This is a genomic window from Mameliella sp. LZ-28 (assembly GCF_012274245.1).
GTDB lineage: Bacteria > Pseudomonadota > Alphaproteobacteria > Rhodobacterales > Rhodobacteraceae > Antarctobacter > Antarctobacter albus.
Genome location: NZ_JAANYX010000011.1, coordinates 118,909 through 143,971 on the forward strand (window position 1 = coordinate 118,909; position 25,063 = coordinate 143,971).

General features: G+C 65.1%; 22 protein-coding genes. 10 read left to right on the forward strand and 12 right to left on the reverse strand.

Annotated elements, in window-relative coordinates; genetic code table 11:
• Window positions 1-12 precede the first annotated feature (12 nt).
• The 3 genes from G9Q80_RS07155 to G9Q80_RS07165 are packed head-to-tail and all read left to right on the forward strand — an operon-like array spanning window position 13 to window position 3,079.
• Complete coding sequence (locus G9Q80_RS07155; RefSeq protein WP_088668591.1) at window positions 13-882, forward strand: dioxygenase family protein; 870 nt, start codon at window positions 13-15, stop codon at window positions 880-882.
• A 60-nt stretch (window positions 883-942) separates the two neighbouring features.
• The gene (locus G9Q80_RS07160) at window positions 943-2,121 is read left to right on the forward strand and encodes a muconate/chloromuconate family cycloisomerase (protein ID WP_088713889.1); all 1,179 of its coding nucleotides are present in this window, start codon (window positions 943-945) and stop codon (window positions 2,119-2,121) included.
• A gap of 55 nt (window positions 2,122-2,176) precedes the next feature.
• Window positions 2,177-3,079, forward strand: a complete 903-nt coding sequence (locus G9Q80_RS07165) for a LysR family transcriptional regulator (protein ID WP_069211684.1) — start codon at window positions 2,177-2,179, stop codon at window positions 3,077-3,079.
• On the opposite strand, the gene G9Q80_RS07170 is transcribed toward G9Q80_RS07165, so the two are convergent.
• Together G9Q80_RS07170 and G9Q80_RS07175 are read right to left on the reverse strand one after the other, a co-directional pair.
• Entirely contained in the window at window positions 3,080-3,937 is an 858-nt protein-coding gene (locus G9Q80_RS07170) for an alpha/beta fold hydrolase (RefSeq protein WP_088713888.1), read from the reverse strand.
• Window positions 3,934-4,308 (reverse strand): hypothetical protein, encoded by a 375-nt coding sequence (locus G9Q80_RS07175; protein WP_088713887.1) that lies wholly within the window; start codon window positions 4,306-4,308, stop codon window positions 3,934-3,936. Before G9Q80_RS07175 ends, G9Q80_RS07170 begins: the two co-directional genes overlap by 4 nt.
• Window positions 4,309-4,550: 242 nt before the next feature.
• On the opposite strand from G9Q80_RS07175, the gene G9Q80_RS07180 reads away from it, so the two are divergent.
• Complete coding sequence (locus G9Q80_RS07180; RefSeq protein WP_088713886.1) at window positions 4,551-6,572, forward strand: beta strand repeat-containing protein; 2,022 nt, start codon at window positions 4,551-4,553, stop codon at window positions 6,570-6,572.
• Complete coding sequence (locus G9Q80_RS07185) at window positions 6,503-7,261, forward strand: calcium-binding protein (protein ID WP_088713885.1); 759 nt, start codon at window positions 6,503-6,505, stop codon at window positions 7,259-7,261. The genes G9Q80_RS07180 and G9Q80_RS07185 overlap by 70 nt, the downstream gene beginning before the upstream one ends.
• A 26-nt stretch (window positions 7,262-7,287) precedes the next feature.
• On the opposite strand, the gene G9Q80_RS07190 is transcribed toward G9Q80_RS07185, so the two are convergent.
• The 9 genes from G9Q80_RS07190 to G9Q80_RS07225 form a co-directional block, all read right to left on the reverse strand.
• Window positions 7,288-7,683 (reverse strand): hypothetical protein, encoded by a 396-nt coding sequence (locus G9Q80_RS07190; RefSeq protein WP_069211688.1) that lies wholly within the window; start codon window positions 7,681-7,683, stop codon window positions 7,288-7,290.
• A gap of 172 nt (window positions 7,684-7,855) precedes the next feature.
• Window positions 7,856-8,734, reverse strand: a complete 879-nt coding sequence (locus G9Q80_RS07195) for a 2-oxo acid dehydrogenase subunit E2 (protein WP_088713884.1) — start codon at window positions 8,732-8,734, stop codon at window positions 7,856-7,858.
• Window positions 8,735-8,744: 10 nt separating this feature from the next.
• The gene (locus G9Q80_RS07200) at window positions 8,745-10,175 is read right to left on the reverse strand and encodes an NAD-dependent succinate-semialdehyde dehydrogenase (protein ID WP_088714146.1); all 1,431 of its coding nucleotides are present in this window, start codon (window positions 10,173-10,175) and stop codon (window positions 8,745-8,747) included.
• A 15-nt stretch (window positions 10,176-10,190) separates the two neighbouring features.
• Window positions 10,191-11,480, reverse strand: coding sequence for a biotin/lipoyl-containing protein (locus G9Q80_RS07205; protein WP_088713883.1), 1,290 nt, complete (start codon window positions 11,478-11,480; stop codon window positions 10,191-10,193).
• Window positions 11,470-12,465 carry an alpha-ketoacid dehydrogenase subunit beta gene (locus G9Q80_RS27850; RefSeq protein ID WP_088713882.1) on the reverse strand — a complete coding sequence of 332 codons (996 nt, stop codon included), beginning with the start codon at window positions 12,463-12,465 and terminating at the stop codon, window positions 11,470-11,472. Before G9Q80_RS27850 ends, G9Q80_RS07205 begins: the two co-directional genes overlap by 11 nt.
• 12 nt (window positions 12,466-12,477) lie before the next feature.
• The gene (locus G9Q80_RS27855; RefSeq protein ID WP_069210681.1) at window positions 12,478-13,473 is read right to left on the reverse strand and encodes a thiamine pyrophosphate-dependent dehydrogenase E1 component subunit alpha; all 996 of its coding nucleotides are present in this window, start codon (window positions 13,471-13,473) and stop codon (window positions 12,478-12,480) included.
• A 73-nt stretch (window positions 13,474-13,546) separates the two neighbouring features.
• Window positions 13,547-14,845 (reverse strand): M24 family metallopeptidase, encoded by a 1,299-nt coding sequence (locus G9Q80_RS07215; RefSeq protein WP_088713881.1) that lies wholly within the window; start codon window positions 14,843-14,845, stop codon window positions 13,547-13,549.
• A 67-nt stretch (window positions 14,846-14,912) separates the two neighbouring features.
• Complete coding sequence (locus G9Q80_RS07220) at window positions 14,913-15,722, reverse strand: SDR family NAD(P)-dependent oxidoreductase (RefSeq protein WP_069210680.1); 810 nt, start codon at window positions 15,720-15,722, stop codon at window positions 14,913-14,915.
• Window positions 15,723-15,755: 33 nt separating this feature from the next.
• Window positions 15,756-17,489 (reverse strand): ABC transporter substrate-binding protein, encoded by a 1,734-nt coding sequence (locus G9Q80_RS07225; RefSeq protein ID WP_083242417.1) that lies wholly within the window; start codon window positions 17,487-17,489, stop codon window positions 15,756-15,758.
• Window positions 17,490-17,783: 294 nt separating this feature from the next.
• On the opposite strand from G9Q80_RS07225, the gene G9Q80_RS07230 reads away from it, so the two are divergent.
• The 5 genes from G9Q80_RS07230 (at window position 17,784) to G9Q80_RS07250 (ending at window position 23,191) form a co-directional block, all read left to right on the forward strand.
• On the forward strand, window positions 17,784-18,734 hold the full coding sequence (locus G9Q80_RS07230) for a sugar ABC transporter substrate-binding protein (RefSeq protein WP_043145336.1): 951 nt from the start codon (window positions 17,784-17,786) through the stop codon (window positions 18,732-18,734).
• A 77-nt stretch (window positions 18,735-18,811) separates the two neighbouring features.
• Window positions 18,812-19,609, forward strand: a complete 798-nt coding sequence (locus G9Q80_RS07235) for an SDR family NAD(P)-dependent oxidoreductase (RefSeq protein ID WP_088713880.1) — start codon at window positions 18,812-18,814, stop codon at window positions 19,607-19,609.
• 82 nt (window positions 19,610-19,691) lie between these two features.
• Window positions 19,692-20,666: an ABC transporter permease gene (locus tag G9Q80_RS07240; protein ID WP_043145107.1), complete on the forward strand. Its 975-nt coding sequence runs from the start codon at window positions 19,692-19,694 to the stop codon at window positions 20,664-20,666.
• Between the two features lie 12 nt (window positions 20,667-20,678).
• A complete protein-coding gene (locus tag G9Q80_RS07245) occupies window positions 20,679-21,680 on the forward strand; it encodes an ABC transporter permease (protein WP_074620968.1) in 1,002 nt (333 codons plus the stop codon).
• Window positions 21,677-23,191: a sugar ABC transporter ATP-binding protein gene (locus tag G9Q80_RS07250; RefSeq protein ID WP_043145104.1), complete on the forward strand. Its 1,515-nt coding sequence runs from the start codon at window positions 21,677-21,679 to the stop codon at window positions 23,189-23,191. The genes G9Q80_RS07245 and G9Q80_RS07250 overlap by 4 nt, the downstream gene beginning before the upstream one ends.
• An 11-nt stretch (window positions 23,192-23,202) precedes the next feature.
• Here G9Q80_RS07250 and G9Q80_RS07255 read toward each other — a convergent pair whose 3' ends face one another.
• Window positions 23,203-25,035, reverse strand: coding sequence for a tetratricopeptide repeat-containing sulfotransferase family protein (locus G9Q80_RS07255; RefSeq protein WP_088713879.1), 1,833 nt, complete (start codon window positions 25,033-25,035; stop codon window positions 23,203-23,205).
• Window positions 25,036-25,063: the final 28 nt, after the last annotated feature.

Sequence of the window (25,063 nt, forward strand, 5' to 3'; positions counted from 1 at the left end):
GGGAGGACCGACATGCGTAACATCACACTCGACAACATCACCGAAGCCGTCACCGGGGCGATGAAGCCCGACATCCCCGACCGCAACCGCGAGATCATGACCGCCGCGATCAAGCATTTCCACGCCTTCGCCAAGGAAGTGAACCTGACGCACGGCGAATGGCTGGAAGGCTGCGAATGGATGCGCCGCGCGGGCGAAATTTCCAGCGAGGCCCGCAACGAGTTCATCCTGATCTGCGACATCCTGGGTGTCGAGGTGCTGGTCGACATGCTGGACAACGCGGTGACCGATGGCGAAAGCGAATCCACCGTCTTGGGACCGTTCTACCGTGAGAACCCGCCGGTGCTGCCCAAGGGCGCCAGCATCGTCCAGAAGGATTTCGACAACCAGAAGACGGTGCGCGTCTCCGGCCGGATCGTCGACGTGGCCGGCAACCCGATCGAGGGCGTGCGGATCGACGTCTGGGAGGACGCGCCGAACGGGCTTTATGAACAGCAGGACCCGGATCAGCCGGATTACAATCTGCGCGGGCGTTTCCTGACCGAGGCCGACGGCAGCTATGAATTCGTGGGCCTGCGTCCCGAACCCTATCCGATCCCCTATGATGGCGCGGCGGGTGAACTGCTGAACTTCATGGGTCACCACCCGATGCGGCCCGGGCACATCCACTTCATGATCTCGAAAGAGGGCTACAAGCCGCTCATCAGCCAGATCTACGACAGCCAGACCGAATACCTGGACAACGATGCGGTATTCGCGGTCAAGGAAAGCCTGATCGGCGACATGACCCCGGCGCCCGAAGGCGCGGATACCGACCTGGTCATGCAGTTCGATTTCCGCCTGAAACCGGCAGCCGCGGCAGAGGCGGTTGCCGCCGAATGATCCTCCCCACCTCGGGCGCTCTGCGGAGCGCCCGTTTCTTGCCAGTAGAAGGAACCTGACATGGCGCACACCGCTGCCCAGATCGTCGAGACTCTTGCCGCCGGACGTGACCTGGTCCGCGAGACGGCGATCCGCGAGATCCGGGCCGACATCCTTGCCCTGCCCAGCATTCGCAAGCACCGTCTGTCCAACACCGAGTTCTCGACCCGGGAATTCGTGCTGGTCCGGGTGCGGCTGGAAAACGGCATCGAGGGCATCGGTGAGGCGGCGGTTCTGGGCGGGCCTCGCTGGGCAGAGGAGTCGGTGGAATCCATCCAGTCGGTGATCCTGCGCTATCTTGCCCCGGCGCTGGAGGGGTGTTCCGCCTCGAACCCCGCCGAGGCGGCGGTCCGCATGGGGCGGGCGGCCTTTCGCAACAATTCCGCCAAGGGGGCGGTGGAAACCGCGATCTTCGACGCGCTCGCCCGCACGCTGGACGTGCCGTTGGCGACGCTCTTTGGCGGTGCTCTGCGGTCGCGCGTGCCGGTGCTCTGGGCGCTGGCTTCGGGCGATGCGGACCAGGAGGTGGCCGAGGCGCAGGACAAGCTGGACCGCCGCGAACACCGGGACTTCAAGATCAAGCTTGGATTTGCCAGCCCCGAAGAGGACATGCGCCGCCTGACCCGCCTGCGTGAGGGCGTGCCGGGGATGCGGCGGCTGGTCGTCGACGTGAACCAGGGCTGGACCGAGGCCTCCTGCCGCCGCTACCTGCCGCACCTGCAGGAACTGGGCGTCGACCTGATCGAACAGCCGCTGCCCGGCGATGACTTCGAGGGCATGGCCCGGGTCGCCGCGCACAGCCCGATCCCGCTGATGGTGGACGAGGCCGCCTTTACCCACCGCGAGATTGCCCGCGCAGGCAACATGGGCTGCGGCAGTGTCTATTCGCTGAAACTGGTCAAGAGCGGCGGGTTGTTGGCGCTGGGGCAAGCCGCGCACGTGGCCGAGGCCGCGGGGATGGAACTCTATGGCGGGTGCCTGCTGGAAGGATCCATCGGGGCGGCGGCACACCTGGCGGTCTTTGCCAGCCTGCCGCGCCTGCACTGGGGCTGCGAACATTTCGGCCCGCGCCTGCATGTGTCGGAGATCGTGCGCGACCCGTTGAAATTCGAGAACTTTGAACTGTGCCTCCCCGAGGGGCCGGGCCTGGGCGTGCATCTGGACGAGGACCGCCTGCGCGAGGCGGTGCGCGCCGCATGATCCCTTGTCGGCACGCCCCGCCGGGCCGATGATGTTGGTCCAAGGGGGGAGTGCCGTGGACTTCAAGCGATTGACCTATTTCGTGGCCGTGGCCGAGGAACTGCATTTCGGCCGCGCCGCCACGCGTCTGGGCATCGCCCAGCCGCCGCTCAGTCGCCAGATTGCCCAACTGGAGGCGGAACTGGGCGTGACGCTGTTCGACCGCTCGCGCAGCGCGATCCGGCGCACCCAGGCGGGCGACGCCCTGCTGACCCGCGCGCGCGACATCCTCGACCGGATGGAACAGGCCGAACGCGAGGTGCGCCGGATCGGCGAGGGCGCGGCAGGACGCTTGCGCATCGCCTTCATCGGCTCGGCCAGTCACGGCGTGCTGCCAGAGCTGATCCGCGAGTTTCGCAACCTCTATCCGGACATCGAACTGGCCCTGTCGGCAATGAACAACGCCGAGCTGAAGACGGCCCTGATCGAACGCCAGATCGACGTGGCCTTTGCGCGCCCGGCACTGGAAGACGACGAGATCCGCTGTTTCCCGATCCACGAGGAACCGCTGATCCTGGCGGTTCCCGAGGAATCTGACCTGGCCCGGCAGGACCGCATTGCGCTGGCGGATCTCAAGCGCGAGACATTCGTGCTGTACCCGCGCCGCCCGCGGCCCAGTTTTGCCGACCACATCATCGAGATCTGCAAGAAGGAAGGGTTCATTCCCGCCTCCGAAGTGTTGGCGCAGGACTACCAGACGGCGGTGTCGCTGGTCTCGGTGGGGGTTGGCATCTCGGTCGTGCCGCGTTCGGTCTCGCAATCGGACCGGCATGGCGTCGTGTTCCGGGTTTACGAGGGGTTCAACCCGGGGACGGCGATTTCCTTTGCCGTGCGCGGCGACAACCAGGGGGTCCATACCCGCAACTTCCAGACCCTGGCGCAGAAATTCGCGCGCAGGGTCCGGAAGGATATGGGTTGATCAGGCGGCGTCGGTCTGCCGGGTCTTCATGCGGGCCAGCGCATCCAGGAAGAACGGGCGAAAACCCTCGGGATGCTCGCTCATCGGGAAATGGCCCAGCTCTTCCATGACCTCGATCGTGGCGCCGGGGATGGCCTTGGCCGTGCGGCGCGCGTCCTCGGGGGTGCAGGTCAGGTCATAGGCACCGACCAGCAGGTGCACCGGAGTTTGCGGGGTGTCGATCCGGTCGAGACGGTCAATCAGGCTGTCGTCGCGGGTGTAGAAACTCAGGTCGCCGCGAAAGACACCGGGGCCGCTCATCATGAACATCCACAGCGTGTTCCAGCGTTCCGTACTGGGGGCATGGGGCGAGATATTCGCCGAGACAAGAGCCGCGCCCATCTGCCCGCCGTGGGCATCGGGCCGGTCGAACCAGTCGATGTCATACCAGGCCGGTTGAAAGTCCGACGCCTCGATGGCGATGAAGCCGCCGAACCGGTCGCCGTGCAATGCCGCCAGTTGCAGCGCGATGCGTCCGCCCATCGAACAGCCGGCAAGGATCGGCCTGTCCAGCTCCAGCGCGTCCATGAGGGTCAGCACCGTGTCTATGTAGGTCTCGGTCGTCAGCAGGTATTCCTCGCGCTCGAACCCCGCGGGCGGCAGGGACTTGCCGTGCCAGGGCATGTCGAAGGCGATCAGGCGGTGAGTCTCGGTCACGGCGTCGTCGTTCATCAGGTGGCGCCATTGCCGCGTGTCGGCGCCTGCAGTGTGCAGGCACAGGACGGGAGTGCCGCTGCCGGCCTCTTCGAAATAGATGCGCTGCGGGCGTCCCGCGACGGTCACGGTGACATAGCGCCCGGTGATGGCCTCGATGCTCATGCTGCCACCTCCGCGCGTCCCAGGGCCAGGAATTCCTTGAAGAAACGGAGGTTCTTGACCAGCATCAGGATGTCTCCGTCGATCCGCGCGCGGCCGATCTTGACCAGGCCAAAGATGTCGTGAAAGCCCGCGCGGGGCAGCGGTTCCCAGAAAGCGGCCAATGCCTCTGCGTCGGTGCGCAGGGCAAAACGCCAGGGGGTCTTGCGGCTGGGTCCGGGAGTGACCGCCGTCAGCTGGCCCTTGTCGAAGGTCAGGTAGTATTCCGCCGCGTCCACCTCCAGCAGGACGGTTTCCGAGAAGAGCGCGCCCAGACGCAAGAGGTCTGGCCGCCCGGCCAGCGCCTGTCTCATGTGTTCCAGTTTGTCCTGCATGGTGACCCTCCTCTGGCGTTTGCGACTATGTCGGACCTTGGCGCCAGCAAGGCAATGCTGGCCGCGGTATGGCGCGATACCAAAGGTCACCCATAGCGCTTTGCCCCGCGTCTTAAACCGCGTTAACCTTTGCCATGCGCGCCGGGTGGATGGATCATCCGCACATTATTTCCGACCGAAGCATTTTCGTTTCCGGTGGCCGCCGGGCGCCCTGATTTAAGAGTTGAAAGGGAATTGAGATCATGGCCATCATCCTGCCGAGCAGCGTGAATTCCACAACCGATGACGCATTGGACGTTGTCACCAGCGCCAACACCATCCTCGTTCGTGATGGCGTCTACCTGGCGGCTTCGGGCACGGGGTATGACGGGATCGACGTGGCCAGCTCGGCCAACGCGCAGACCATCCTGATCGACGGTTACCTGGCGTCGGACAACGCGCAGGGACTGAACCTGAACGGGTCGTCGAACCACGAGATCGGTATTGGCCTCAACGGCCAGATCGTGGGGTTCAACGGCATCTTCGGCACTGGCTCCAGTATCATGATCACCAACGACGGCAGTATCGTCGCTGCCAGTACGGCGGTGGTCCTTTCAGGCGGATCGCAATCGACCGAGCCGGTCATCGTCAACAACGGGTCGATAACCGCCGGTCTGATCGGGATCAACCTGGCCAATGGCGGCCGGGTGACGAACGCCGGCTCCATCGCGGCGCATTCGGACGGGGTTGTCGTGGCGAACTACGACGGGACCAATGGCAATTCGGTCCTCATCAACTCGGGCACGATCAATGCCGACGACGACGGCGTGCAGATCTCGGGCGCCAATTTCACCGGCTCGAACACCGGGTCGATCATCGGCCAGAGCCGCGGGATGGAGTTCAATTCCCTGGCCGACAACTCGACCTTCACCAACAACGGCATCGTCGCCGGGGCGCTGGACGGGATCTATGTCCAGAGCGATTGGACCTCGATTTCCAACGGCGTCAACGGTTCTATCGCCGGGGGCAACGGGCTCGAGTTCGCTGTCAACAGTGGCCATGTCGTCAACCGGGGCCTCATCACCGGCGAAGCGGACAGCGGTATCCAGGCTGGCAGTGCATTGGCAATTGCCAACACCGGGTCCATCCTTGGCGAAAGTTATGGCATCTACGCGACCTCGGACAACGGGCTCAGCACCGGCCTGGGGCTGCAGCGGGTCGTCAACAGCGGCACCATCACCGGGCGTCTCTACGATGCGGTCTACCTGCGGGGGACGGATGCCAGCCTGGACAATTCCGGGGACATCACGGGCGGCGCGAACGGTGTCCGGATCGAAGGTGCTGATGGCATTGTCGCCAATTCGGGTGACATCCTGGCCCGGGACACGGGTATCCTGCTGGACGGGACCGGGGGCAACGTCACCAATGCGGGCACGGTCACGACCGAAGGCCAGGGCATCTACCTGGACGGCGGCGGGACGGTCAACAACACCGGCGCGGTCACCGCGTTCTCTTTTGGCGTCTACGTCAGTGGGAGCATCGTCAACGGCCGCATCGACAATTCGGGATCGGTCGTGTCCCGCGCGGCCTCGGGCCTGCTGACCACCTCGAACGAGGGGCTTATCACCAACAGCGGCTCCGTGACGGCCAGCGTCTATGGCATCTATTCCTCGTCCGAGTTTGGCAGCATCCTGAACACGGGCAGCATCACCGGCGATACCATCGGGATTTACCACAACGCCAGTTCGGGCGAATTCCGCATCCAGAACACGGGCGATGTGATCTCGAACGGGTCGGCGGTCCGGGGATCGACCGGGGACGAGTTCGTCAACTCGGGCCTGTTGCAGGGAGAGGTGGGCATAATGGTCCTCTCCAGTTCCAGCACGGCCGGCACCCGAATCCACAACAGCGCCACGGGCGTGATCGACGGCGAGGTCTTTGGCATCATCATTGACGACGGGACAGAGAGTGCGGTGGTGGTCAACCACGGCGCAATCTCGGGGGTGACCGGCGCCGTTCGTTTCGCGACCGGGGTTGCCTACGAGTCCCTGCTGGTCAACTCGGGGTCGATCGTGGGCGATGTCGTGGGCAACCTTGGCGTCGACCGCATTCACAATTCCGGCCTGATCGACGGCGCTCTTGGACTGAATGCGGGGGCGGACCTGGTGGTGAACGGGGCATCATCACGGAGGTGGACCTTGGCGATGACGCTGACATGCTGCGCAACCTTGGATCAGGCGTGGTCAGCGGGACGGTCGATGCCGGGGCCGGGAATGACACGTTGATCGGGGGCACCGGAAACGACAGTTTCATCGGGGGCACCGGGAACGACCTGCTGGTAGGGCACGGCGGTGACGACACGCTGGACGGCGGCAGTGATGCGGACACGCTGATGGGCGGCGCCGGTGACGACTCTCTGCTCGGCGGATCAGAGGCGGATGTGGTCAATGGCGGCTCGGGCGATGACACGCTGCTGGGTGGCCAGGGGGCTGATGCGCTGGTTGGCCAGGATGGGGCCGACGATCTTGATGGCGGAGAGGGTGCGGATACGCTGGACGGTGGATCGGGCAATGACATCCTCGAAGGCGGGGATGGCAACGACATCCTGCGCGGGCGTGCCGGAGAGGATGAGCTGGCCGGCGGTGCGGGCCGCGATTTCCTGACCGGTGGCGAAGGCGCGGACCAGTTCGTCTTCCGGGCGGCGGTCAATACCGCGCCGGGTGCGACCCGGGATCAGATCCTGGACTTTGAACAGGGTGTCGATCTGATCGTGGTCGCCGGGCTTGCGCCCGGTGTCATCGAGTTCCGAGGAACCGCCGGTTTCGCCCCCTCAGGGAACCCCGAATTGCGCCTGGTCGAGACGCCCACCGGCTCGACCATCGTGCAGTTCGACATCGACGGCAACGGATCGGTGGATGCCGAGATCCGCGTGGCGAATGTCATCGGTCTCACGGCGGATGACTTCACGCTCTGACCAATCCTGTCCACAGGGCGCTGGGATCAGGCGGCGGCGCGCAAGGACGCCGCCGCCCGGGGTCTGGTCGTCATGGCCGCGCGGCGTGCCCGGGCCTGCAGGCGCTCGATCTCGGCGTCCGCGTCCCAGAGGTCGATGGCCCAGACGTGTCGGATCTCGTCCTCGGTTGGCTTGTGCCAGGGCAGGCAGGCGCGCAGCGAGGCAACGGGCAGCAGGGCGATCAGGATGGACATGCTGGCCAGGGTGGCTGCCGCTCCGGCGGCGGCGCCCACGGCCAGGGACCAGCCCCAGCTCATACCCGCCGCGTTCGCACCCAGCGTGATCCCGGCAACGCCGACGACATCCAGCAGAATGACAAAGAGAGCATTCTTCAGCCGCGACTCTTCTTGAAGGATTGGGTCGGTATCCAGAACAACGGTCATCTCTCACCTCATGGTCTTGGGAAAACCGGCATTTTGCCGTGTGAGCGTTCCGCTCGCGCGTGCCGTTCTGGCCACGGACCTGATGTAGCACGCCGCTGTGTCCTGGGGCATCCAGACATCCGGACGGTCGACGGCCGTGAAGGGAGAGGGACCCTATCCGTTCGGATGGGGTTTAGATCAACATGCGCCGGGGATCGGACAGGAGGCGCACCAGGCAGACCATGAACCGCGCCGCATCGGCGCCGTTGATGACGCGGTGGTCATAACTGAGATCCAGCGGCAGCATCTGCACCGGGCGCGGGCTGTCGCCGTCCCAGGCGGTGGCGGTTTCGATCCGGGTGATCCCCAGGATGGCCAGTTCCGGCGGGTTGACGATGGGGGTGAACCCGATGCCGCCAATGCCGCCGAGCGAGGATATCGTCATCGAGGCGCCCCCCATGTCGCCCGGTCCCAGCTTGCGGTCCTGCGCCCGCGCGGCAAGATCCGTGATTTCCGCAGCGATCTGCCACAGGCCCTTGCGATCCGCGTCGCGGATCACCGGCACCATCAACCCCTGCGCCGTGTCCACGGCGATGCCGACATGGACATAATGCTTGAGGATCAGCGTTTTGCCGTCCGGGCTGAGCGAGGCGTTGAAGCGGGGAAACTCCCGCAGGGCGCGGGCCAGCGCCTTGACGTGAAAGGCCAGCGAGGTCAGCTTGACGCCCCGCGACTGCGACTCTGCCCGCAGGGATTTGCGGATGGCCTCCAGCGCGCCGATTTCGGCCCGGTCGTGATGCGTGACCTGCGGGATCAGGCTGTTGGCCGCGGCAAGGTTCGATGCCGCAACCTGGCCCATCCGGCTCATCGGTTCTTCCGCGACGGGGCCGTAGGCGGCGTGATCCACCTCCCAGTAGGCCCTGTCCCCGGCGGGCGCGGGCGAGGGGCTGTCGCGGTCCAAGTCCTCGCGGGCGATGGTGGTCCGGCCCAGGTCGCGGGCCAGCTTTTCCAGGTCGATCCCCTTTTTCGCGGCAAGTGTCCGCACCGAGGGGGCTGCAATCACGTCGGTCATTCCTGTCCCCTTACCAGCTTGCGGAAATGTACTGGGTTTCCATGAATTCCAGCATGCCCTCGTGCCCGCCTTCGCGGCCGAGTCCCGATTGCTTGGTCCCGCCAAAGGGCGCGGCGGGGTCGCTGACCAACCCCCGGTTCAGGCCCACCATCCCGTAGTCCAGCCGTTCGCAGACCTGCAGGGCGCGCTTGAAATCCTCGGAAAAGACATAGGCGACGAGGCCGTATTCGGTGTCGTTCGCGCGGCGGATCACCTCGTCCTGATCGGTAAAGGTCTGGATCGCGGCGACGGGGCCGAAGATCTCGTCATGGACGCATTCGGCGGTCTCCGGCACGTTCGACAGGACCGTGGGCGGATAGTAATAGCCGGGGCCGTCGGGCACCGTCCCGCCGCATTCGATCCGCGCGCCCTTGGCGACCGCATCGGCCACGAAGTCGGCCACCTTGTCACGGGTTTCGGCATTGACCAGCGGACCGACATCGACCGAAGGATCGGTGCCGTCGCCCAGTTTCAGCGCGCTCATGGCGGCGGACAGGCGGCGGGTGAACTCCGCCGCGACGGTTTCGTGTACATAGATGCGGTTGGCGGCGGTGCAGGCCTCGCCCAGGTTGCGCATCTTGGCCAGCATCGTGCCTTCGACCGCGACATCCAGGTCCGCGTCGTCGAAGACGATCAGCGGGGCATTGCCGCCCAGTTCCATCGCCGGTTTCAGCACCTGGTCGGCGGCGGAGTGCAAGAGCTTGCGCCCGACTCCTGTGGAGCCGGTAAAGCTGACCACCCGCACGCGCGGATCGTGCAGCATGTGATCGACCAGCGCGCCGGTGCGTTTCGAGGGCAGGACGTTGACCAGCCCGGGCGGCACGCCGGCCTCTTCCAGCAGCGGCATCAGCGCCAGCATGGTCAGGGGCGTTTCCGAGGCGGGCTTGATGATGACGGCGCAACCGGCGGCCAATGCCGGGGCGATCTTGCGCGTGCCCATCGCCGCCGGATAGTTCCAGGGCGTGACCAGCACCGCCAGCCCGGCCGGCTTGTGCTGGACCATGATCCGCGCGCCGCTGGCGGGCGCATGGGTGATCATCCCGTCGGCGCGCACCGCCTCTTCGGCGAACCAGCGAAAGAACTCGGCGGCATAGGTCGCCTCTCCGATCGCGTCGGTGCGCGCCTTGCCGTTTTCCAGCGTGATCAGCCGGGCGAAATGCTCCAGCCGGCCGGTCATCAGCTCCCAGGCCTTGCGCAGAACCTCGGAGCGCTGGCGAGGTGTGCGCGTGGCCCAGTCCTTCATGGCGGCCTCAGCGGCATCCAGCGCGGCATCCGCATCGGCGATTCCGGCAGAGGCGACCGTGGCCAGCGGTTCCTCGGTTGCGGGGTTGAGCACCTCGAACCGCTCCTGCTCCGCGCCCTCGCGCCATGTGCCGTTGATGTAGAGATTGGTGGATTCCATGAGGGTCTCCATGCGTCAGAGCAGGTGGCGGAGCGGCTGCTCCATCCGGCCCGCGAAACCGGAGAGCAGCGCAATCGCCTGCGGGGCGCTCAGGGCGTCTCCGGTGCATTCCAGTGTGAGGGTGAGACCGCCTGCCTTGGCGGTCAGGGTGAGGACCGGGTGGTTTTCGGCTCCAAGGGCGAGCGTGCTGATCCGGCTCTGGCGCAGGTCGCGCAGGGTGAGGTCGGCGGGCGTGTCGGGTTCAACCCTCGTGATCCCGCCCAGGGGACCCGCGGGGACATGGTAGGAACGCGCCCTGGCCTCGGTTTCGACGCGGATGGTGGCGCTGTCCCGGTCAAGACTGGCCGCCACGAGACCTGCCAGCAGGGCCTGGGCGTCGGTCAGGTCAGCCTCTCCGGCGGCCCATTCGGCAAATTCCGTGAACCCCTCATGCGGCAGGTCTGCGGTCAGGTGCCGCGTGGCCTGCGCCGGGGCGGCCGCCGTTTCATCGGGCAGGGCGCGCAGCACTTCGATGTCGGCGGCGTGGTAGGGCTGTGGATGGCCCGCTTCAACGAGGCGGTTCAGGTCCAGACCCTGTTCCAGTGCAAGCCGCCGCGCCTTGGGCGAGGCGAGGATGCGCCCGCCGGTTGGCACGGCAGGCGGTCGGGGCGCGGGTCGTTCGGACACGGGGGCAGGGGGGCGGGGTTCGCCAGAAGGCGCTTTGCCCGCCGCCTCGGCCCGGCCGATCCGGACCGGGGCGGCGGGTTTCCCGGCAGAGATCACGGCGATGGTTTCGCCCACCGGCGCCTCTTCGCCCGCCTCGGCCAGGATGGCGGCGAGATAGCCATCATGCCCGGCTTCGACCTCGACTGTCGCCTTGTCGGTTTCGACCTCGAAGAGGATGTCCGTTGCCGCGACGGCCGCTCCCGGTTCCTTGTGCCAGGCGACGATCAAGCCGCTGTCCTGAGCCATGCCCAGCGCGGGCATGATCACGCTGGTGCCGTCCGGGATCGCCGCGGTGGCCGACGTGTCCTCGGACGTATCCTCCGGCGCGGCCTCATCAGGGGTGGTGTCGGTCACCTCCTCGGCGCTGTCGCCGATCACGGCGATCACCTTGCCCACCGGGACCTCTTCGCCCGCCTGTGCGCGGACGCGATTCAGAAAGCCGTCGGCCTGCGCTTCGACCTCCATCGTCGCCTTGTCGGTTTCGACCTCGAAAAGGACATCTCCGGTTGCGACGGCTTCGCCCGGTTCCTTGTGCCAGGCGACAATCAGCCCACTGTCCTGCGCCATGCCCAGCGCGGGCATGATGACGTCATGCGGCATGGATCATCTCCCCCGACATCAGCCGGCGCGCGTTCTCTGCCACGCTCTCGGGCGTAGGTACGGTGATGTCCTCGAGCACCGGCGAAAAAGGCACGGGCACGTCCATCGCACCCATGCGCAGCGCCGGCGCGTCGAGATGGTAAAAGGCCTTTTCGTTGATCCGGCTGGCGATTTCCCCGGTAATGCCAAAACTCTGGTGGCCTTCGTCCACCACGATCACGCGGCTGGTCTTTTTCGCGGAGGCCAGCAAGGTCGCCTCGTCGAGCGGCACGATGGTGCGCGGGTCGATGACTTCGGCATCAATGCCTTCGCCGGCCAGGATCTCTGCGGCCTTCTGGCAGACCTGCACCATCGAGGATGTACCGATCAGGGTGATGTCGCGCCCCTCACGCAGGACATTTGCCTGGCCCAGCGGGATCAGGAACTCCTCTTCGGGGACAGGCGCCTTGTCGTTGTACATCAGCTTGTCTTCGAAGATCACCACCGGGTTGTCGTCGCGGATGGCGCTTTTCATCAGCCCCTTGGCCTCGTAGGCCGAGGACGGCAGCGCCACTTTCAGCCCCGGGATATGCGCCACCAATGCGTGCAGGGACTGCGAGTGCTGGGCGGCGGAACGCCGCGTGGCGCCCAGGTTGGTGCGCAGGACCAGGGGCACCTTCAGTTTGCCGCCCGACATGTAATGCGCCTTGGCCGCCTGGTTGCAGAGCTGGTCCATGATCAGGAAGATGAAATCGCCGAACATGAGGTCGACGACAGGCCGCGCACCGGTCAGGGCCGCGCCGACGGCCAGCCCCATGAATCCCGGTTCCGCGATGGGCGTGTCGATCACCCGTTCGGTGCCGAATTCCTCGACCAGACCGCTCAGCACCTTGAAGGGCGTGCCGGCCTCCGCCACGTCCTCGCCGATGATGAAGACGGTCTCGTCGCGGCGCATTTCCTCGGCCAGGGCCTCGTTGACGGCCTGCGACAATGTGATGTTTCGCATCTCTCTTCTCCCTCAGGCGCAGGCGTGTTCGATGTCGGTGAAAACGTGCATGTCCACTTCGGACACATCGGGGTACTTCGCCGCCAAGGCGTATTCGACGGCGGCAGAGGCATCCTCGGCGATCTCGGCGTTCATCGCCTCTATCTCGTCCTCACTCGCGATGCCCTCGCTCACCAGCCAGGCCCGGAACCGGGTGATCGGGTCGCGGTTCTCGCGCCAGTCCTTTTCCTCGTCCTTGGAGCGATAGTATTCGCGGTTGATGTCGCCGACATGGTGGCCGTGATAGCGATAGGTCATCAGTTCGACGAAGAAGGGGCCTTCGCCCTTGCGGGCCCGTGCGACCAGTTTCTGCGTCAGGTCGTTGACGGCCAGAACGTCCTGACCGTCGACCTGGTGCGCCTCGATGCCAAAGGCCTCGGCCCGGGCGGTGATCGACCCGGCGGCGATCTCGTCGGTGCGGGTGTATTCGGAATAACCGTTGTTCTCGCAGGCGTAGATCACAGGCAGCTTCCACAGTGCGGCCATGTTCATGACCTCGTAAAGCAGGCCCTGCGCCGTGGCCCCGTCGCCAAAAAAGCAGACGGTCACGTCATCGGACCCCTGGAGTTTCGCGCGCAGGGCCGATCCGGTGGCGATGCCCATCGAGCCGCCAACGATGGCATTGGCGCCCAGGTTGCCGTGGCCCTGGTCCGCGATATGCATCGAGCCACCCTTGCCCCGGCAATAGCCTTCCTCCTTGCCCAGGAGTTCGCAGAACATCTCCTTGAAATTCGCGCCCTTGGCGACGCAATGGCCGTGACCGCGATGGGTGGAGGTGATGCGGTCGTCATCGGTCAGCGCCTCGCAGATGCCCACGGCGACTGCCTCTTCGCCGGAATACATATGCGTCAGCCCCGGCATCTTGGCGGAAAGGTAAAGCTGGTTTGCGTTGTCCTCGAAGGTGCGGATGCGCACCATCTGGCGGTACATGCGCAGGTAGTCTTCGGTGTTTGTCTTGGTGTCGGCCATGATGTCCTCCGGGGACGGCGGGGTGGCCCCCGCCCTACGCGAACCGGTAGGGCGGGGCGTATTCCGCCGCGCCTCAATAACGGTTGGCGATGGGCAGGTCTTCGGCGGGGAAGAGGCTGATCACCTCGCAGCCGGTCTCGGTCACCACCACTTCCTCCTCGATGCGCGCGGCCGAGTAGCCGTCCTCCGCCGGGCAGTAGGTTTCCAGCGCAAAGACCATGCCGGTCTGGATTTCCATCGGGTGATCCAGGCTGACCGCGCGGCTGATGATGGGGCGTTCGTGCAGGGCAAGGCCCAGCCCATGCCCGAACTGCAGGCCAAAGGCCGCGTCCTCGTTCGGAAAGCCGAATTCCTCCGCCTTGGGCCAGACTTCGGCCACCTTGTCGGTGCTCACGCCGGGCTTGATCATGGCGATCGAGGCATCGATCCATTCGCGCGCCTTCACGTAGGCGTCGTTCTGTGCGGGCGTGGCGCGGCCGATGTTGAAGGTCCGGTAATAGCAGGTCCGATAACCCTGGTAGCTTTGCAGGATGTCGAAGAAGGCCTGGTCGCCGGGGCGGAAATAGCGATCCGTAAAGTTGTGCGGATGCGGGTTGCAACGCTCGCCCGAGATCGCGTTGATCGCCTCGACGTCGTCGCTGCCCATCTCGTAGAGCATCTTGTTCGACAGGGCGACGATGTCGTTCTCGCGCACGCCGGGTTTCAGCTCTTCGTAGATCATGTGATAGACGCCATCCACCATACTGGCCGCCTGGGTCAGCAGCTGGATCTCGTCCCAGTTCTTGATCTCGCGCGCCGCCAGCATGATCTGCTGACCGTCGACCACGTGCAGGCCCTCTTCTTGCAGGGCGTGGAACATGGCGGTTTCGGCATAATCGACCCCCACCGGCATGTCGGCCATGCCCGCGTCGCGGATCAGCCCCGCGATCTGTTTGGCGTATTTCCGCATCAGGCCGAATTCCGGCGGGATCGTCCCGCGCATCCCGACGACACCGGCCAGGCAATGATCCGGTTCCAGCCAGTCGGAAAATTTCTTGTGGTGCATCGCGGCAGAGCCGAAGTCCCAGACATAGGGGCTGTCGTCGCCGGTCAGCAGGCAGAAGCGGCACATCTTGTCCCGCTCCCACTCGCCGATCTTGGTGGCGCTGACATAGCGGATGTTGTTCACGTCAAACAGCAGCAGCGTCCCCGCGGGCGAGTTCTGGAGCGCCTGCCGCGTGCGGGCCAGCCGGTAGCGGCGCAGGCGGTCGTGATCGATCCGGCGTTCGAAATCGACCGAGGTGTGGCCCCAGGCGGGCAGACGGCCCTCCCATTTCCAGTTCGGTTCAAGATCCTGCGGGGTCAGCAGGTTCGGCATCAGGGCGCGCGACATGAGGCTCTCCTTCCGGGGGCCGTGGCCGTCCCGGTCATATGATTGAAAATTTCAGGAAATCAGTTGGTTACTGGATGCACCAGCCGCCATCGATATGGATCATCTGGCCGGTCATGTAGTCGCTGTCATCGCTGACCAGGAAAGACGCGGTGCCGGTGATGTCGTCGGGATAGGAGACGCGCTTGATCTGCAGCGCGTCGCGGGCGATGTCCTCGTAGGCCTGGCCGGCCTTCTGCTTGAACCCGATGTCGACCAGGTCCTTGTCCAGCTGTTCCCACAGCGGCGTGACCACGACACCGGGCGCATAGCCGTTCACGGTGATGTTGTGCTCGGACAGGGCCAGCGCCCCGCAATGGGTCAGCGCAAGACAGCCGTATTTCGAGGTGCAATAGACGGTCACGTCCACCAACGGCTTGCGCGATGCGATACTGCCCACGTTGATCAGCTTGTAGGGGTGATCCTCCATCGGTCCCTGGGCGATCATCTGGCGGGCGGTTTCCTGCATGCCCAGCCACATCGCCTTGGTGTTGACGTTCATGATCATGTCCCAGTTGTCTTCGTCGATATCCATGAAGAACCGGGGCTTGTTGAGGCCGGCATTGAACAGCCCGACGTTGATCGAGCCAAAGGCCTCGACCGTGGCGGCTACTGCGGCGGCGTTGTCCTCGCGCTTGGTCACGTCCATCCTGACGCCGATGGCCTTGCCGTTCCCGGCCGCGTTGATCTTGGCGGCCATGTCCTGCGCGGCGTCGCCGTCAAGGTCGCCCAGGCAGACGTTGCCGCCCTGGGCGGCAAAGGCCTCGGCATTGGCGGCACCCATGCCGCGGGCGGCGCCGGTGATCAGGATGTTCTTGCCTTGCAGGCGGTTGGGGTCCATGAGTCTCTCCTCCTCGGATCATGATGTCCCGTGTCATGCGAACAGCGCTTCGGCCCTCTGCTGGGCCCGTTGCAACGCCTCGCGCGGGGGGATCAGCCCGCGCAGCATGTCGTGGAATTCCTCGCCGCAGACCTGGATGATTCCGGTGATCTGGGGCACCGGCGGTCGCGGCCAGAACTGCAGCTCGTCGCGCCAGGACATGGCATCCACCGCCTCGAAGAGGGGCGAGGCGCGGCGCACCTCAGCATCGGCGGCGACGGAATAACGCGGGTTGGTGCGACTGCCGTTCTGAACGTAAAGCTTCTGCGCCTCGGCGCTGGTGAAGACGCGCAGCGCCTCGGCGGCGGCGGGCAGGCGGTCAGGCGCGATGTTGGCGGGAATGCCCATGACATAGCCACCGACGGGCGCCACGTTGGCCGCGCCCGGCCCGTGGGGATGCGGCAGATAGCCGGTCTGGCCAAAGGCGGGCGAGGACGGGTCCAGCTCGAAGTAGGGGGCCAGCAAGGTATAGCCATAGGCCATCGCGATCTTGCCCGCCGCAAAAGGACGGACGCGTTCGTACCAGGACATGGACAGGATGTCGGGCGGGGAATAGCGCAGGAGCTCCAGCAGGTATTCCGCCGCCATCAGCCCCTTGTCTGTGTCGATGGTGATCCGGTGCCGGCGCGTGGCCAGGTCTTCGGTGGCGAACCCGCCCGCAACCTCGGGCAGGTCCAGGACCGGCTGGCCGAAATCGGCCAGCGTCATCAGAAAGGTATGCCCCAGCGCCGTGCCGCGCGCCGCGTTCCAGGCGATGCCATAGCGGCCCTTTTTCGGGTCGTGCATGTGGCGGGCGGCCTCCAGCAGTTGGTCGGTGCTGGCGGGCGGTTCCAGTCCCGCCTTGGCAAAGAGATCGCGGCGGTAGAACAGCAATTCGGGCGTCGTCTGCGCCGGGACGCCGTAGGGGCGTCCGCCCCAGTGGGTCGCCTTCCATCCGGCAGTGTGGAAATCCGCGGGATCAAGACGCTCGACATCCATTGCATCATCGAGCGGCATCAACACCCCCTTGGAGGCGAATTCACCAACCCAGGGCAGATCCAGCGCGATGATGTCGTAGCGGCTGGTCTTGCGGTCGGCGTTGCGCAGGGCCTCTTCGCGCAGCCGGTCGATGGAAAAGGCGCGCTGGTGAATGTCGCTGCCGATCACCTGTTCGAACTGGCGCTTGAGGTTTTCCATGACCATGAAGGTCGGGTCGCCATGCACCAGCACGCGGATGCCGCCCGCCACTTTCAGCGGCTCGGGCAGGACCTGGATCGGCGGGATCGAGCGGGTCGTCATGTAGGAGCCGCCGAAGTAATAATCGCGGTCCTCCGCCGCGCTCGTGTCGGAGCCGAAATAGGTTTCGGTCAGGCGTCGCACCCGACCCGACAGCCGCGCCCACTGGTCCAGCAGCTTTTCGCTGGGATGCATGGAAAAGCTCTTGCCGGTCTTGGTGCGCGGGCGTTGGTCGATCATCCCGGCGTCGATCATGTCCCTCAGCCGCCGGTTTGCGGTGGCATAGGGCACGTTCGCGGCGGCGATGAGCGAGGTCGGCGTGGTGATCCGTGCCTCGAGGTGGCCCTTGATCAGATGCATCGCCATGCGAAACACCGGGTTGGGCGCGCTGAGCTCGATGGTATCCTCGCGCTCGTTCTCGCATTCCTCGAGATAGGCGAGGACATGCAGCATGTCGCCCGTAGCCAGCTGGGACTGCATCCGGTCTTCGGTATGTCCGTCCATCGCGTTCATCGGTCGCTTCGGGGCCTCTCGTGGATTGCTGCCTGCGCCGGGCGCAGAATTGTTCAAATCGGATGACCTTGACCGGCCCATCTCGACACCTCCGCAAGATGTTCAAATTGCGGGGATCAGCGTACAGCCATTTTGTCCAATCTGGACTTCACAATGTTCAAACTGGATATTTTTGCCGGGGTCCGGAACGGGCAAAAGCCCCACATTCACCTCAGTTGCCCGGCGCGCCGGGTGACGATTCCCCCTGGGAGGTGGGGAATTGGACAAGAAATGACAATCCGGGAGGAGACCCAGATGAAACTTCGTACCGTTCTCGCCGCGACTGCAGCCACGGTTGCAATTTCCGGGGCCGTGCAGGCCGAGAGCTACAGGATCGGCATCACCCAGAACAACGTCGGTGTGGACAGCTACCAGACCACCTATGAAAAGGCCTTCATCGCCGCGGCCGAGGCCAATCCCAACGTCGAGGTGGTCGTGCTGGACGGGGGCGGCGACGTTGCCCGCCAGATCGCCCAGATGGAAGACCTTATCCAGCAGGCGGTCGATGCGATCATCATCTGGCCGACCAACGGCGAGGCCGTGATCCCCGCGGTGCGCAAGGCGCACAAGGCTGGTATCCCGGTGGTGGTGACCAATTCGAACATCGCGGATGCGGGGTTCGATTTCGTGGCCTCCTTCTCGGGTCCGGACAACATCACCCAGGGCGCGCGCTCGGCCGAGATCATGTGCGACAAGTTCAAGGAAATGGGCATCGAGGACGAGGCCCAGATCGTGCACATCACCGGCCAGCCGGGTTACACCACCGCCATCGAACGGGCCAAGGGTTTTGACGATCGCCTGCCCGAGGTCTGCCCGAACGTGACGGTCCTTGAGACGCAGCCCGGCGACTGGAACCGCGAAAAGTCGCAGAAGGTCATGGAGGCCTTCCTGGTCAAGTACGACGACATCGACGGGGTCTATGCCGGGGATGACAACATGGGCGTGGGCGCGCTGAACGCCGCCAAGGCCGCGGGCCGCGACGGCATCATCTTTGTCGGCGCCACCAATTTTGCGGTGGGGTACGAGGCGATGGAACGCGGCGAATACTGGGGCTCGATCTACCAGTCGCCGGTGGATGACGCAGAGGCCGCGCTCAAGACCGCGCTGGACGTGCTGAACGGTGAGGACGTGCCTTTCCTCAACTATTTCGACACGCCCAAGATCACCCAGGACAACATGGGCGATTTCACCAAGCCGGTCTTCTGAGACCGACCCGGTCCCGGGCGCGCGAGCGGCGCGCCCGGGCCTGACAGTTGCCTACAGGAATTGGTTGGGAGGTCGACATGGGCCGCGTGTCCGGACGATCCTGCATTGTCACCGGTGCCGCCCAGGGGATTGGCCGCGCCATCGGCGAGGCGCTCCTGGATGAGGGTGCCGACGTCTGTTTCGCCGATATCAACGAAAGCAAGGTGGCCGCCGTGGCCGAGGCCAGCCAGGACAGGGCCGCCGCCGGTGGGGGACGCGTGACCCATGCGCCGGTCGACGTGACCGACCGCGCCACCGTTCAGGCCATGATCGCCCATACGGTCGATGCCTTCGGCAAGCTGGACGTCAAGTTCAACAATGCCGGCGTCAACAAGCCGATGAATTTCCTCGACGTGACCGAGGAGAACTGGAACTTCATCATGGGGGTGAACGGGTTGGGCTGCCTGATCGGCATGCAGGAGGCGGCCAGGCAGTTCATCCGGCAGGGCACTTTCGGCAAGATCGTGAACACCGCCTCTGTCGCCAGCCGCCAGGGGTATGACAACGTCGCGCCCTACTGCGCGTCGAAATGGGGCGTGGTCGCACTGACGCAATCCGCCGCCCGCGACCTGGCCAAGCACGACATCACCGTCACCGGCTTTGCGCCCGGCGTTGTCGCCACCGAGATGTGGGAACAGGTCGACCGTGACCTGATGGACATCGGCGCGGCCCAGCATCCGGGCCAGGCGATGGAGGAGTTTTCCTCGGTGATCCTGAAAGGCCGCGTCGCCACGCCGGCGGACGTGACCGGAACGACGACGTTCCTCGCCTCGCAGGAGAGCGATTACATGACCGGTCAGATCGTGATGATCGACGGCGGCATGACACTGGTTTGAAGGACGCCCCGGAGGGAGGCGGAACCGTCGCGGGGCGCTAGGTCTCCCTGATGGTCCCGCATTGGGGCAAGAGGGGGGAGCAATGGCTCACATCACCAAGAGAGATCTCGGAGGGCAGATTGCCCGGCAGGGCATTCTCATCGCGTTCGTTCTGTTCATGGTCGGCTTTTCGCTTGCCAATGCGCGCTTTCTCGACCCCGACAACATCATGGGTGTCGTGCGGTCCTCGGCCATCCTGGGCGTCATGGCGCTGGGGGTGACCTTCGTGGTCATCAGCGGCAACCTCGACCTTTCTGTTGGGTCGATGATGTCCTTTTCGACCATCGTGGTGCTGGACCTGCACGACAAGATCGGCCCGACGCTGGCAATCCCGGCTATGTTCGCCATGACACTGTGCCTGGGAGCCTTCATCGGGTTTCTCGTGGGCTACCTGAAACTGAATTCCCTGATCGTCACGCTGGGGATGCTCTCGGCCATCCACGGGCTGACGCTGACCTATTCCGGCGGGCAGAACATGGACATCGCCGACAAGGAAGGCACCTGGTTCAGTGTCTTCGGCCAGGGAGAGATCATCGGCATCCCGGTGCCGATCCTCCTCTTTGCTCTGCTGGCCGCGGTGCTGGGAATCGGGCTGGCCAAGACCCCCTTCGGCCGCAAGGTCTATGCCGTGGGGGGCAACGGAACCGCGGCCACCTTCTCAGGCATTCCCCGTGCCCGGGTCGTCTTTACCTGCTACCTTGTCTCGGCCTTCTGCGTGGCCACTGCCGGGTTGATCCAGGCCAGCCGCTCGCTGGGGTCGCAGAACACCGTGGGGCAGGGGCTGGAGCTGGAGGTGCTGGCGGCGGTCATCCTTGGCGGGGCCTCGTTGATGGGCGGGTCAGGGACGATCTTCAAGACGGTGATCGGCGTGCTGATCCTGGGGTTCATCCAGAACGGCCTGCTGCTGGTCGGGTTGCAGTTCTACGTCCAGTACGTCGTGACCTGGGTCATCATCATCCTGGCCGTCTGGCTGGACATCGCGGCCAAGCGCGGCCGCCTCTGGTCACCCATCGCCTGAGGAGGAAAGATCATGCAAGCAGGGACACTCAGCACCTTTCTGAAGCGTGGCGCCATCTGGGGCTTCATCCTTCTGGAACTGGTCTTTTTCACCGTGGCGGGCGAATTCCTGTCACTCAGCGAAAAAGCCTTCATGGATCTCGACAACATGCTGCTGCTGTTCAAGCAGTCGGCGCCGATCGGGATCATCGCGATGGGCATGACGATCATCATGGTCAACGGCAACATCGACCTGTCGGTGGGCGCCACCTACGCGCTCAGCGCCATTGTCCTGCTGGACAGCATGACATGGCCGATCTTCGGCGGCATGGGGGACTGGGCGATCCCGATGGCCTGGCTGGCGGCGCTGGCCACCGGCACGCTGCTGGGTGCGCTGAACGGGCTGATCGTCTGGAAGACCGGGGTCGATGCCTTCATCGTCACCCTGGGCTCGATGCTGGGCTATCGCGGGCTGGTCTTCATGTACAACGGCGAGCAGCCCACCAGCCACCTGAACTGGACCCTGGTCGATTTCGCCGAGGCGCAGTTCCTGGGCATCCACACGGCCACCTGGTTCCTTCTGGCGGTGACGGCGGCGATCTGGTTCCTGATGAACCGCACGGTGCATGGGCGCAACGCCTATGCCATCGGCGACAACCGAGAGGCGGCGGTCAATGCCGGGATCAAGGTGGGGCCGCACATGATGATCAACTTCATGATCATCGGATTCCTGGCGGCGCTGTCGGCGGTCGTGTTCTATTCCGAAAGCGGTTCGGTCAATCCCAACGACGGTGAGCTCTACGAGCTCTGGGTCATCACGGCCGTGGTCCTTGGCGGCACCAAGCTGACAGGCGGGGCAGGGTCGATCGTGTCCACCTTTGGCGGGGTGCTGGCGATCCAGCTCTTGCGCAAGGGGCTGTCCCATATCGGCGCGGATACCGAGACCGTGAACCTCGTGATCGGCCTGATCCTGATCGCGGTCCTCTTCCTGGACCGGCAGCTGAACCTCAAGGGCAAAGAGGAGTTGAAGACATGAGCGTTGAAACCCCGGCCCTCCGCCTCGAGGGCATCGTCAAGACCTTCCCGGGCGTGCGGGCGCTGGACGGCGTGTCGTTCAGCGTGATGCCCGGCGAGGTACATGCCCTGATGGGCGAGAACGGCGCCGGCAAATCGACCCTCATGAAGGTGCTTGGCGGCATCCTTCAGCCCAACGAGGGGCGCATCTACATCGGTGAGGAACCCGCCGTGATGCGGACGCCGCTGGAGGCCAAGGCCAAGGGCATCGTCTTTATCCACCAGGAACTGAGCCTGGCCGAGGAACTGACCGTGGCCGAGAACATCTACCTGGGGGAACTGCCACGCAAGCGTTTCGGCCTGGTGGATTGGGCCACGCTGGAGCGTCGGACCAACGACATCCTGTCCAAGCTGAAGGTCACCTTCGACGCGCGGACCCGCGTCGGCGACCTGTCCATCGCCAACCAGCAGATGGTCGAGATCGCCCGCGCCCTGACGGTCGAGGCCAAGGCGGTGATCTTCGACGAACCGACCGCCTCGCTGACCGATGCGGAAAAGGTGGTGCTGTTCGACGTGATCGCCGACCTGCAGTCGCAGGGCGTGGGGATCATCTACATCTCGCACCGCATGGAAGAGATCTTCAAGATCACCGACCGGATCAGCGTTCTGCGCGACGGGCAGTATCGCGGCACGCTGGAAACGGCGCAGACCGACGAGGAAGAGGTCACGCAATTGATGATCGGGCGCACGCTGGATCTCAGCCGCAACGTCAGCCATCACGCGCTTGGTGACGTCGCGCTGGAGGTGCGTGGCCTGACCTGCGGCGACCTTTATGCGGACGTGAGTTTCGAGGTCCGCCGGGGCGAAGTCCTTGGGTTCTACGGGCTGGTCGGCGCGGGCCGAACCGAAATCGCCGAGACCCTGTTCGGGCTGCGCGATCCCAGTGCCGGGACAATCCTGCTGGACGGTGAGGAAACCGTGATCCGTTCCCCGGTCGATGCCATCGCCAAGGGGATTTCACTGGTGCCCGAGGACCGCAAGGGACAGGGGCTGGTGCTGGGCATGAATTGCCGGGACAACATGACATTGCCGCAGGTCGACGATCTCAAGGCCGGGCCCTTTGTCGCCGAAGGGTCGGAAATCGCGATCTTCGATCAGTACCGGGACAAGCTGGACATCCGGACGCCGGGCTGGAAGCAGACCGTGGGCAACCTGTCCGGAGGCAACCAGCAGAAGATCGTGATCGGCAAATGGCTGTCGATGCATCCAAACGTGCTGATCGTGGATGAACCGACACGGGGGATCGACGTGGGTAGCAAGTCCGAGATCCACAACCTGATCCGCGAACTGGCGGCGCAGGGGTATGCGGTGATCGTCATATCTTCGGAAATGCCAGAGGTGCTGCATGTCAGTGACCGGATTGTCGCCATGTACTCGGGCCGGATCATGCGGACCTTCACCTCGGACGAGGTGACCGAAGACAACCTGATCCAGGCGATTTCCGGCATCGGGTCCGAAGGGCAGGTGGCCTGAGGGCCACCCGCTCACAGCCCGCAGGCGGCGCGCTCGTCCTCCGAAAGGAGATCGCCAAGGGCCTCTGCCAGCGGGCGCAGATGCGCCCCATAGCGACGCCAGCGGGCAACCGACGTGCCATAGACCGGTTCGCGGACCTGCGCCACGGAGGCGGTGTTGACCTGCCGCGACGAGGTGGTGTGATCCAGCACATCTGGCGACCAGTCCAGTCCGAGGAAGTTCAGCACCTCCCGCGCCATGCCTTCGGGATCGGCCACCAGCGCCTCGTAGGACACTTCGCGGACGCGATCGGGCAACACGGCGGCCCAGTGCTTGGCGTTCAGGTCGAATTGACGGTAGGCCTCTGCCAGGTCCGCGAGGTCGGTCGAGACCGGCTGGTTGGTACCGAAGTTCTGGACCCAGTTCGACAGCAGGCAATCCAGCGGGTGCCGCCGCATCAGCAGGAATCTTGCCTCGGGCAGCGCCAGTGCCAACAGGCCGACATAGAGCTGATTTCCCGGCAACTTGTCCGTCACGCGGGAGCGGCGCAGGCCCTCGCGGTGCAGGAAGGCCTGGTATTCCTCACCCAGGCTGGTGAAATCGTCATCCTGCAGGCTGGCGTCCGGTTCGCGTTCCTCCAGCACGGCGCGCAGGCGCGGACTGGACTGGAAAGACCGTTGCGCGGCCAGCATCTCTCCTCCGGCTTGCACCTCCGGGTGGCGGGACAGCATCTGTTCCATCAGCGTCGTGCCGGAGCGGGGCATCCCGCAGACAAAGATCGGGGCGACACTGCGCAGCCCGGCGTCCTTGTGGCGGTCCAGCAGAGCGGGGGTCACAAGGGCGCGCATCCGCACCGCACGTTCGGTATGGGGGCGGCTGTCATAGGGGTGGCCCTTGCGGGTCAGGCGGTTGCCCTCGGCGTAATGCGCAAAGGCGGTGCCATGTTCTCCAAGGTCGTCAAATCCCTTGCCCAGGGCGAATTCCAGCGTGGCCCGTGCCTCGTCGGCCAGGCTGTCGGCCTGTTCGGCGAGTTTCAGCAGGTTCGTCCATTCGGGGCTGTCCGCGCGGGTCTTGCGCAGGTGCACCAGCCGCGCCAGGGCGGACAGCGCCATGCCCGGCAGAGCGGCGGCAGTCATCAGCGCATCGGCGGCCTTGTCCATGCGGCCCGAGGCAGCGAGGATATTGCCAAGGTGCAGCCAGGCCTCTCCGGTGCGCGGCCCCAGTTCGATGGCGCGTCTTGCATGGTGCTCGGCGGTTTCGTGGCGCTCACGACGATAGAGCGCCGCCGCGAGGTTCACATGCACCGCGATGGCGTTGGGATCGACGGCAAGCGCCCGGAACAGCGCATCCACCGAATGCTGGATGTTGCCGGTGCGCAGGTAGGCCTGCGCAAGGTTCAGATGCAGGTCCAGCACCGAGCCGTCCAGCGCGATGGCGCGTTCCAGGCGGGGGATCGCGCGGGCATAGTCCTTGGCCAGAACAAGCGCCGCACCAAGATTTGCCTGGGCAAGGGCATAGTTCGGCGCCGCTTCGACGGCGGCCTCGAACTGTTCGCGGGCCTCTTCCATGCGGCCTGCCTGGGCCAGTAAGGTCCCCAGGTCGACCAGGGCCACCGCGTCGTCAGGTTGATGTGCAACCACGTCCTGCAACAGTGCCATCCCCGCTTCGGGGTCTCCGGATTGCGCGAGGTTCAGGGCCTTGAGATGGATCAGCCGGGGATGGCCCGGGTATTGCTCCAGCAGCGCGTCCAGTGCCGTGCCGGCCTCGGCAAAGCGCCCGGCGTTCTGGTGTCGGGTGATGCGGGCCAGTTCGGCGTTGACGGCCTCCAGGGCGGCGGCATCGGTGGGCGCTGCGGTCCGGGTCATGGGGCGGTTGGGCTTTCTGTCAGGGGCG

What these genes read in the sequence shown, in the direction of transcription:
- G9Q80_RS07155 (WP_088668591.1), top strand. Translation starts at nt 13, where the DNA reads ATGCGTAACATCACACTCGACAACATCACCGAAGCCGTCACCGGGGCG.
- G9Q80_RS07160 (WP_088713889.1), top strand. Translation starts at nt 943, where the DNA reads ATGGCGCACACCGCTGCCCAGATCGTCGAGACTCTTGCCGCCGGACGT.
- G9Q80_RS07170 (WP_088713888.1), bottom strand. Translation starts at nt 3,937, where the DNA reads ATGAGCATCGAGGCCATCACCGGGCGCTATGTCACCGTGACCGTCGCG.
- G9Q80_RS07175 (WP_088713887.1), bottom strand. Translation starts at nt 4,308, where the DNA reads ATGCAGGACAAACTGGAACACATGAGACAGGCGCTGGCCGGGCGGCCA.
- G9Q80_RS07180 (WP_088713886.1), top strand. Translation starts at nt 4,551, where the DNA reads ATGGCCATCATCCTGCCGAGCAGCGTGAATTCCACAACCGATGACGCA.
- G9Q80_RS07185 (WP_088713885.1), top strand. Translation starts at nt 6,503, where the DNA reads ATGCTGCGCAACCTTGGATCAGGCGTGGTCAGCGGGACGGTCGATGCC.
- G9Q80_RS07190 (WP_069211688.1), bottom strand. Translation starts at nt 7,683, where the DNA reads ATGACCGTTGTTCTGGATACCGACCCAATCCTTCAAGAAGAGTCGCGG.
- G9Q80_RS07195 (WP_088713884.1), bottom strand. Translation starts at nt 8,734, where the DNA reads ATGACCGACGTGATTGCAGCCCCCTCGGTGCGGACACTTGCCGCGAAA.
- G9Q80_RS07200 (WP_088714146.1), bottom strand. Translation starts at nt 10,175, where the DNA reads ATGGAATCCACCAATCTCTACATCAACGGCACATGGCGCGAGGGCGCG.
- G9Q80_RS07205 (WP_088713883.1), bottom strand. Translation starts at nt 11,480, where the DNA reads ATGCCGCATGACGTCATCATGCCCGCGCTGGGCATGGCGCAGGACAGT.
- G9Q80_RS27850 (WP_088713882.1), bottom strand. Translation starts at nt 12,465, where the DNA reads ATGCGAAACATCACATTGTCGCAGGCCGTCAACGAGGCCCTGGCCGAG.
- G9Q80_RS27855 (WP_069210681.1), bottom strand. Translation starts at nt 13,473, where the DNA reads ATGGCCGACACCAAGACAAACACCGAAGACTACCTGCGCATGTACCGC.
- G9Q80_RS07215 (WP_088713881.1), bottom strand. Translation starts at nt 14,845, where the DNA reads ATGTCGCGCGCCCTGATGCCGAACCTGCTGACCCCGCAGGATCTTGAA.
- G9Q80_RS07220 (WP_069210680.1), bottom strand. Translation starts at nt 15,722, where the DNA reads ATGGACCCCAACCGCCTGCAAGGCAAGAACATCCTGATCACCGGCGCC.
- G9Q80_RS07225 (WP_083242417.1), bottom strand. Translation starts at nt 17,489, where the DNA reads ATGAACGCGATGGACGGACATACCGAAGACCGGATGCAGTCCCAGCTG.
- G9Q80_RS07230 (WP_043145336.1), top strand. Translation starts at nt 17,784, where the DNA reads ATGAAACTTCGTACCGTTCTCGCCGCGACTGCAGCCACGGTTGCAATT.
- G9Q80_RS07235 (WP_088713880.1), top strand. Translation starts at nt 18,812, where the DNA reads ATGGGCCGCGTGTCCGGACGATCCTGCATTGTCACCGGTGCCGCCCAG.
- G9Q80_RS07240 (WP_043145107.1), top strand. Translation starts at nt 19,692, where the DNA reads ATGGCTCACATCACCAAGAGAGATCTCGGAGGGCAGATTGCCCGGCAG.
- G9Q80_RS07245 (WP_074620968.1), top strand. Translation starts at nt 20,679, where the DNA reads ATGCAAGCAGGGACACTCAGCACCTTTCTGAAGCGTGGCGCCATCTGG.
- G9Q80_RS07250 (WP_043145104.1), top strand. Translation starts at nt 21,677, where the DNA reads ATGAGCGTTGAAACCCCGGCCCTCCGCCTCGAGGGCATCGTCAAGACC.
- G9Q80_RS07255 (WP_088713879.1), bottom strand. Translation starts at nt 25,035, where the DNA reads ATGACCCGGACCGCAGCGCCCACCGATGCCGCCGCCCTGGAGGCCGTC.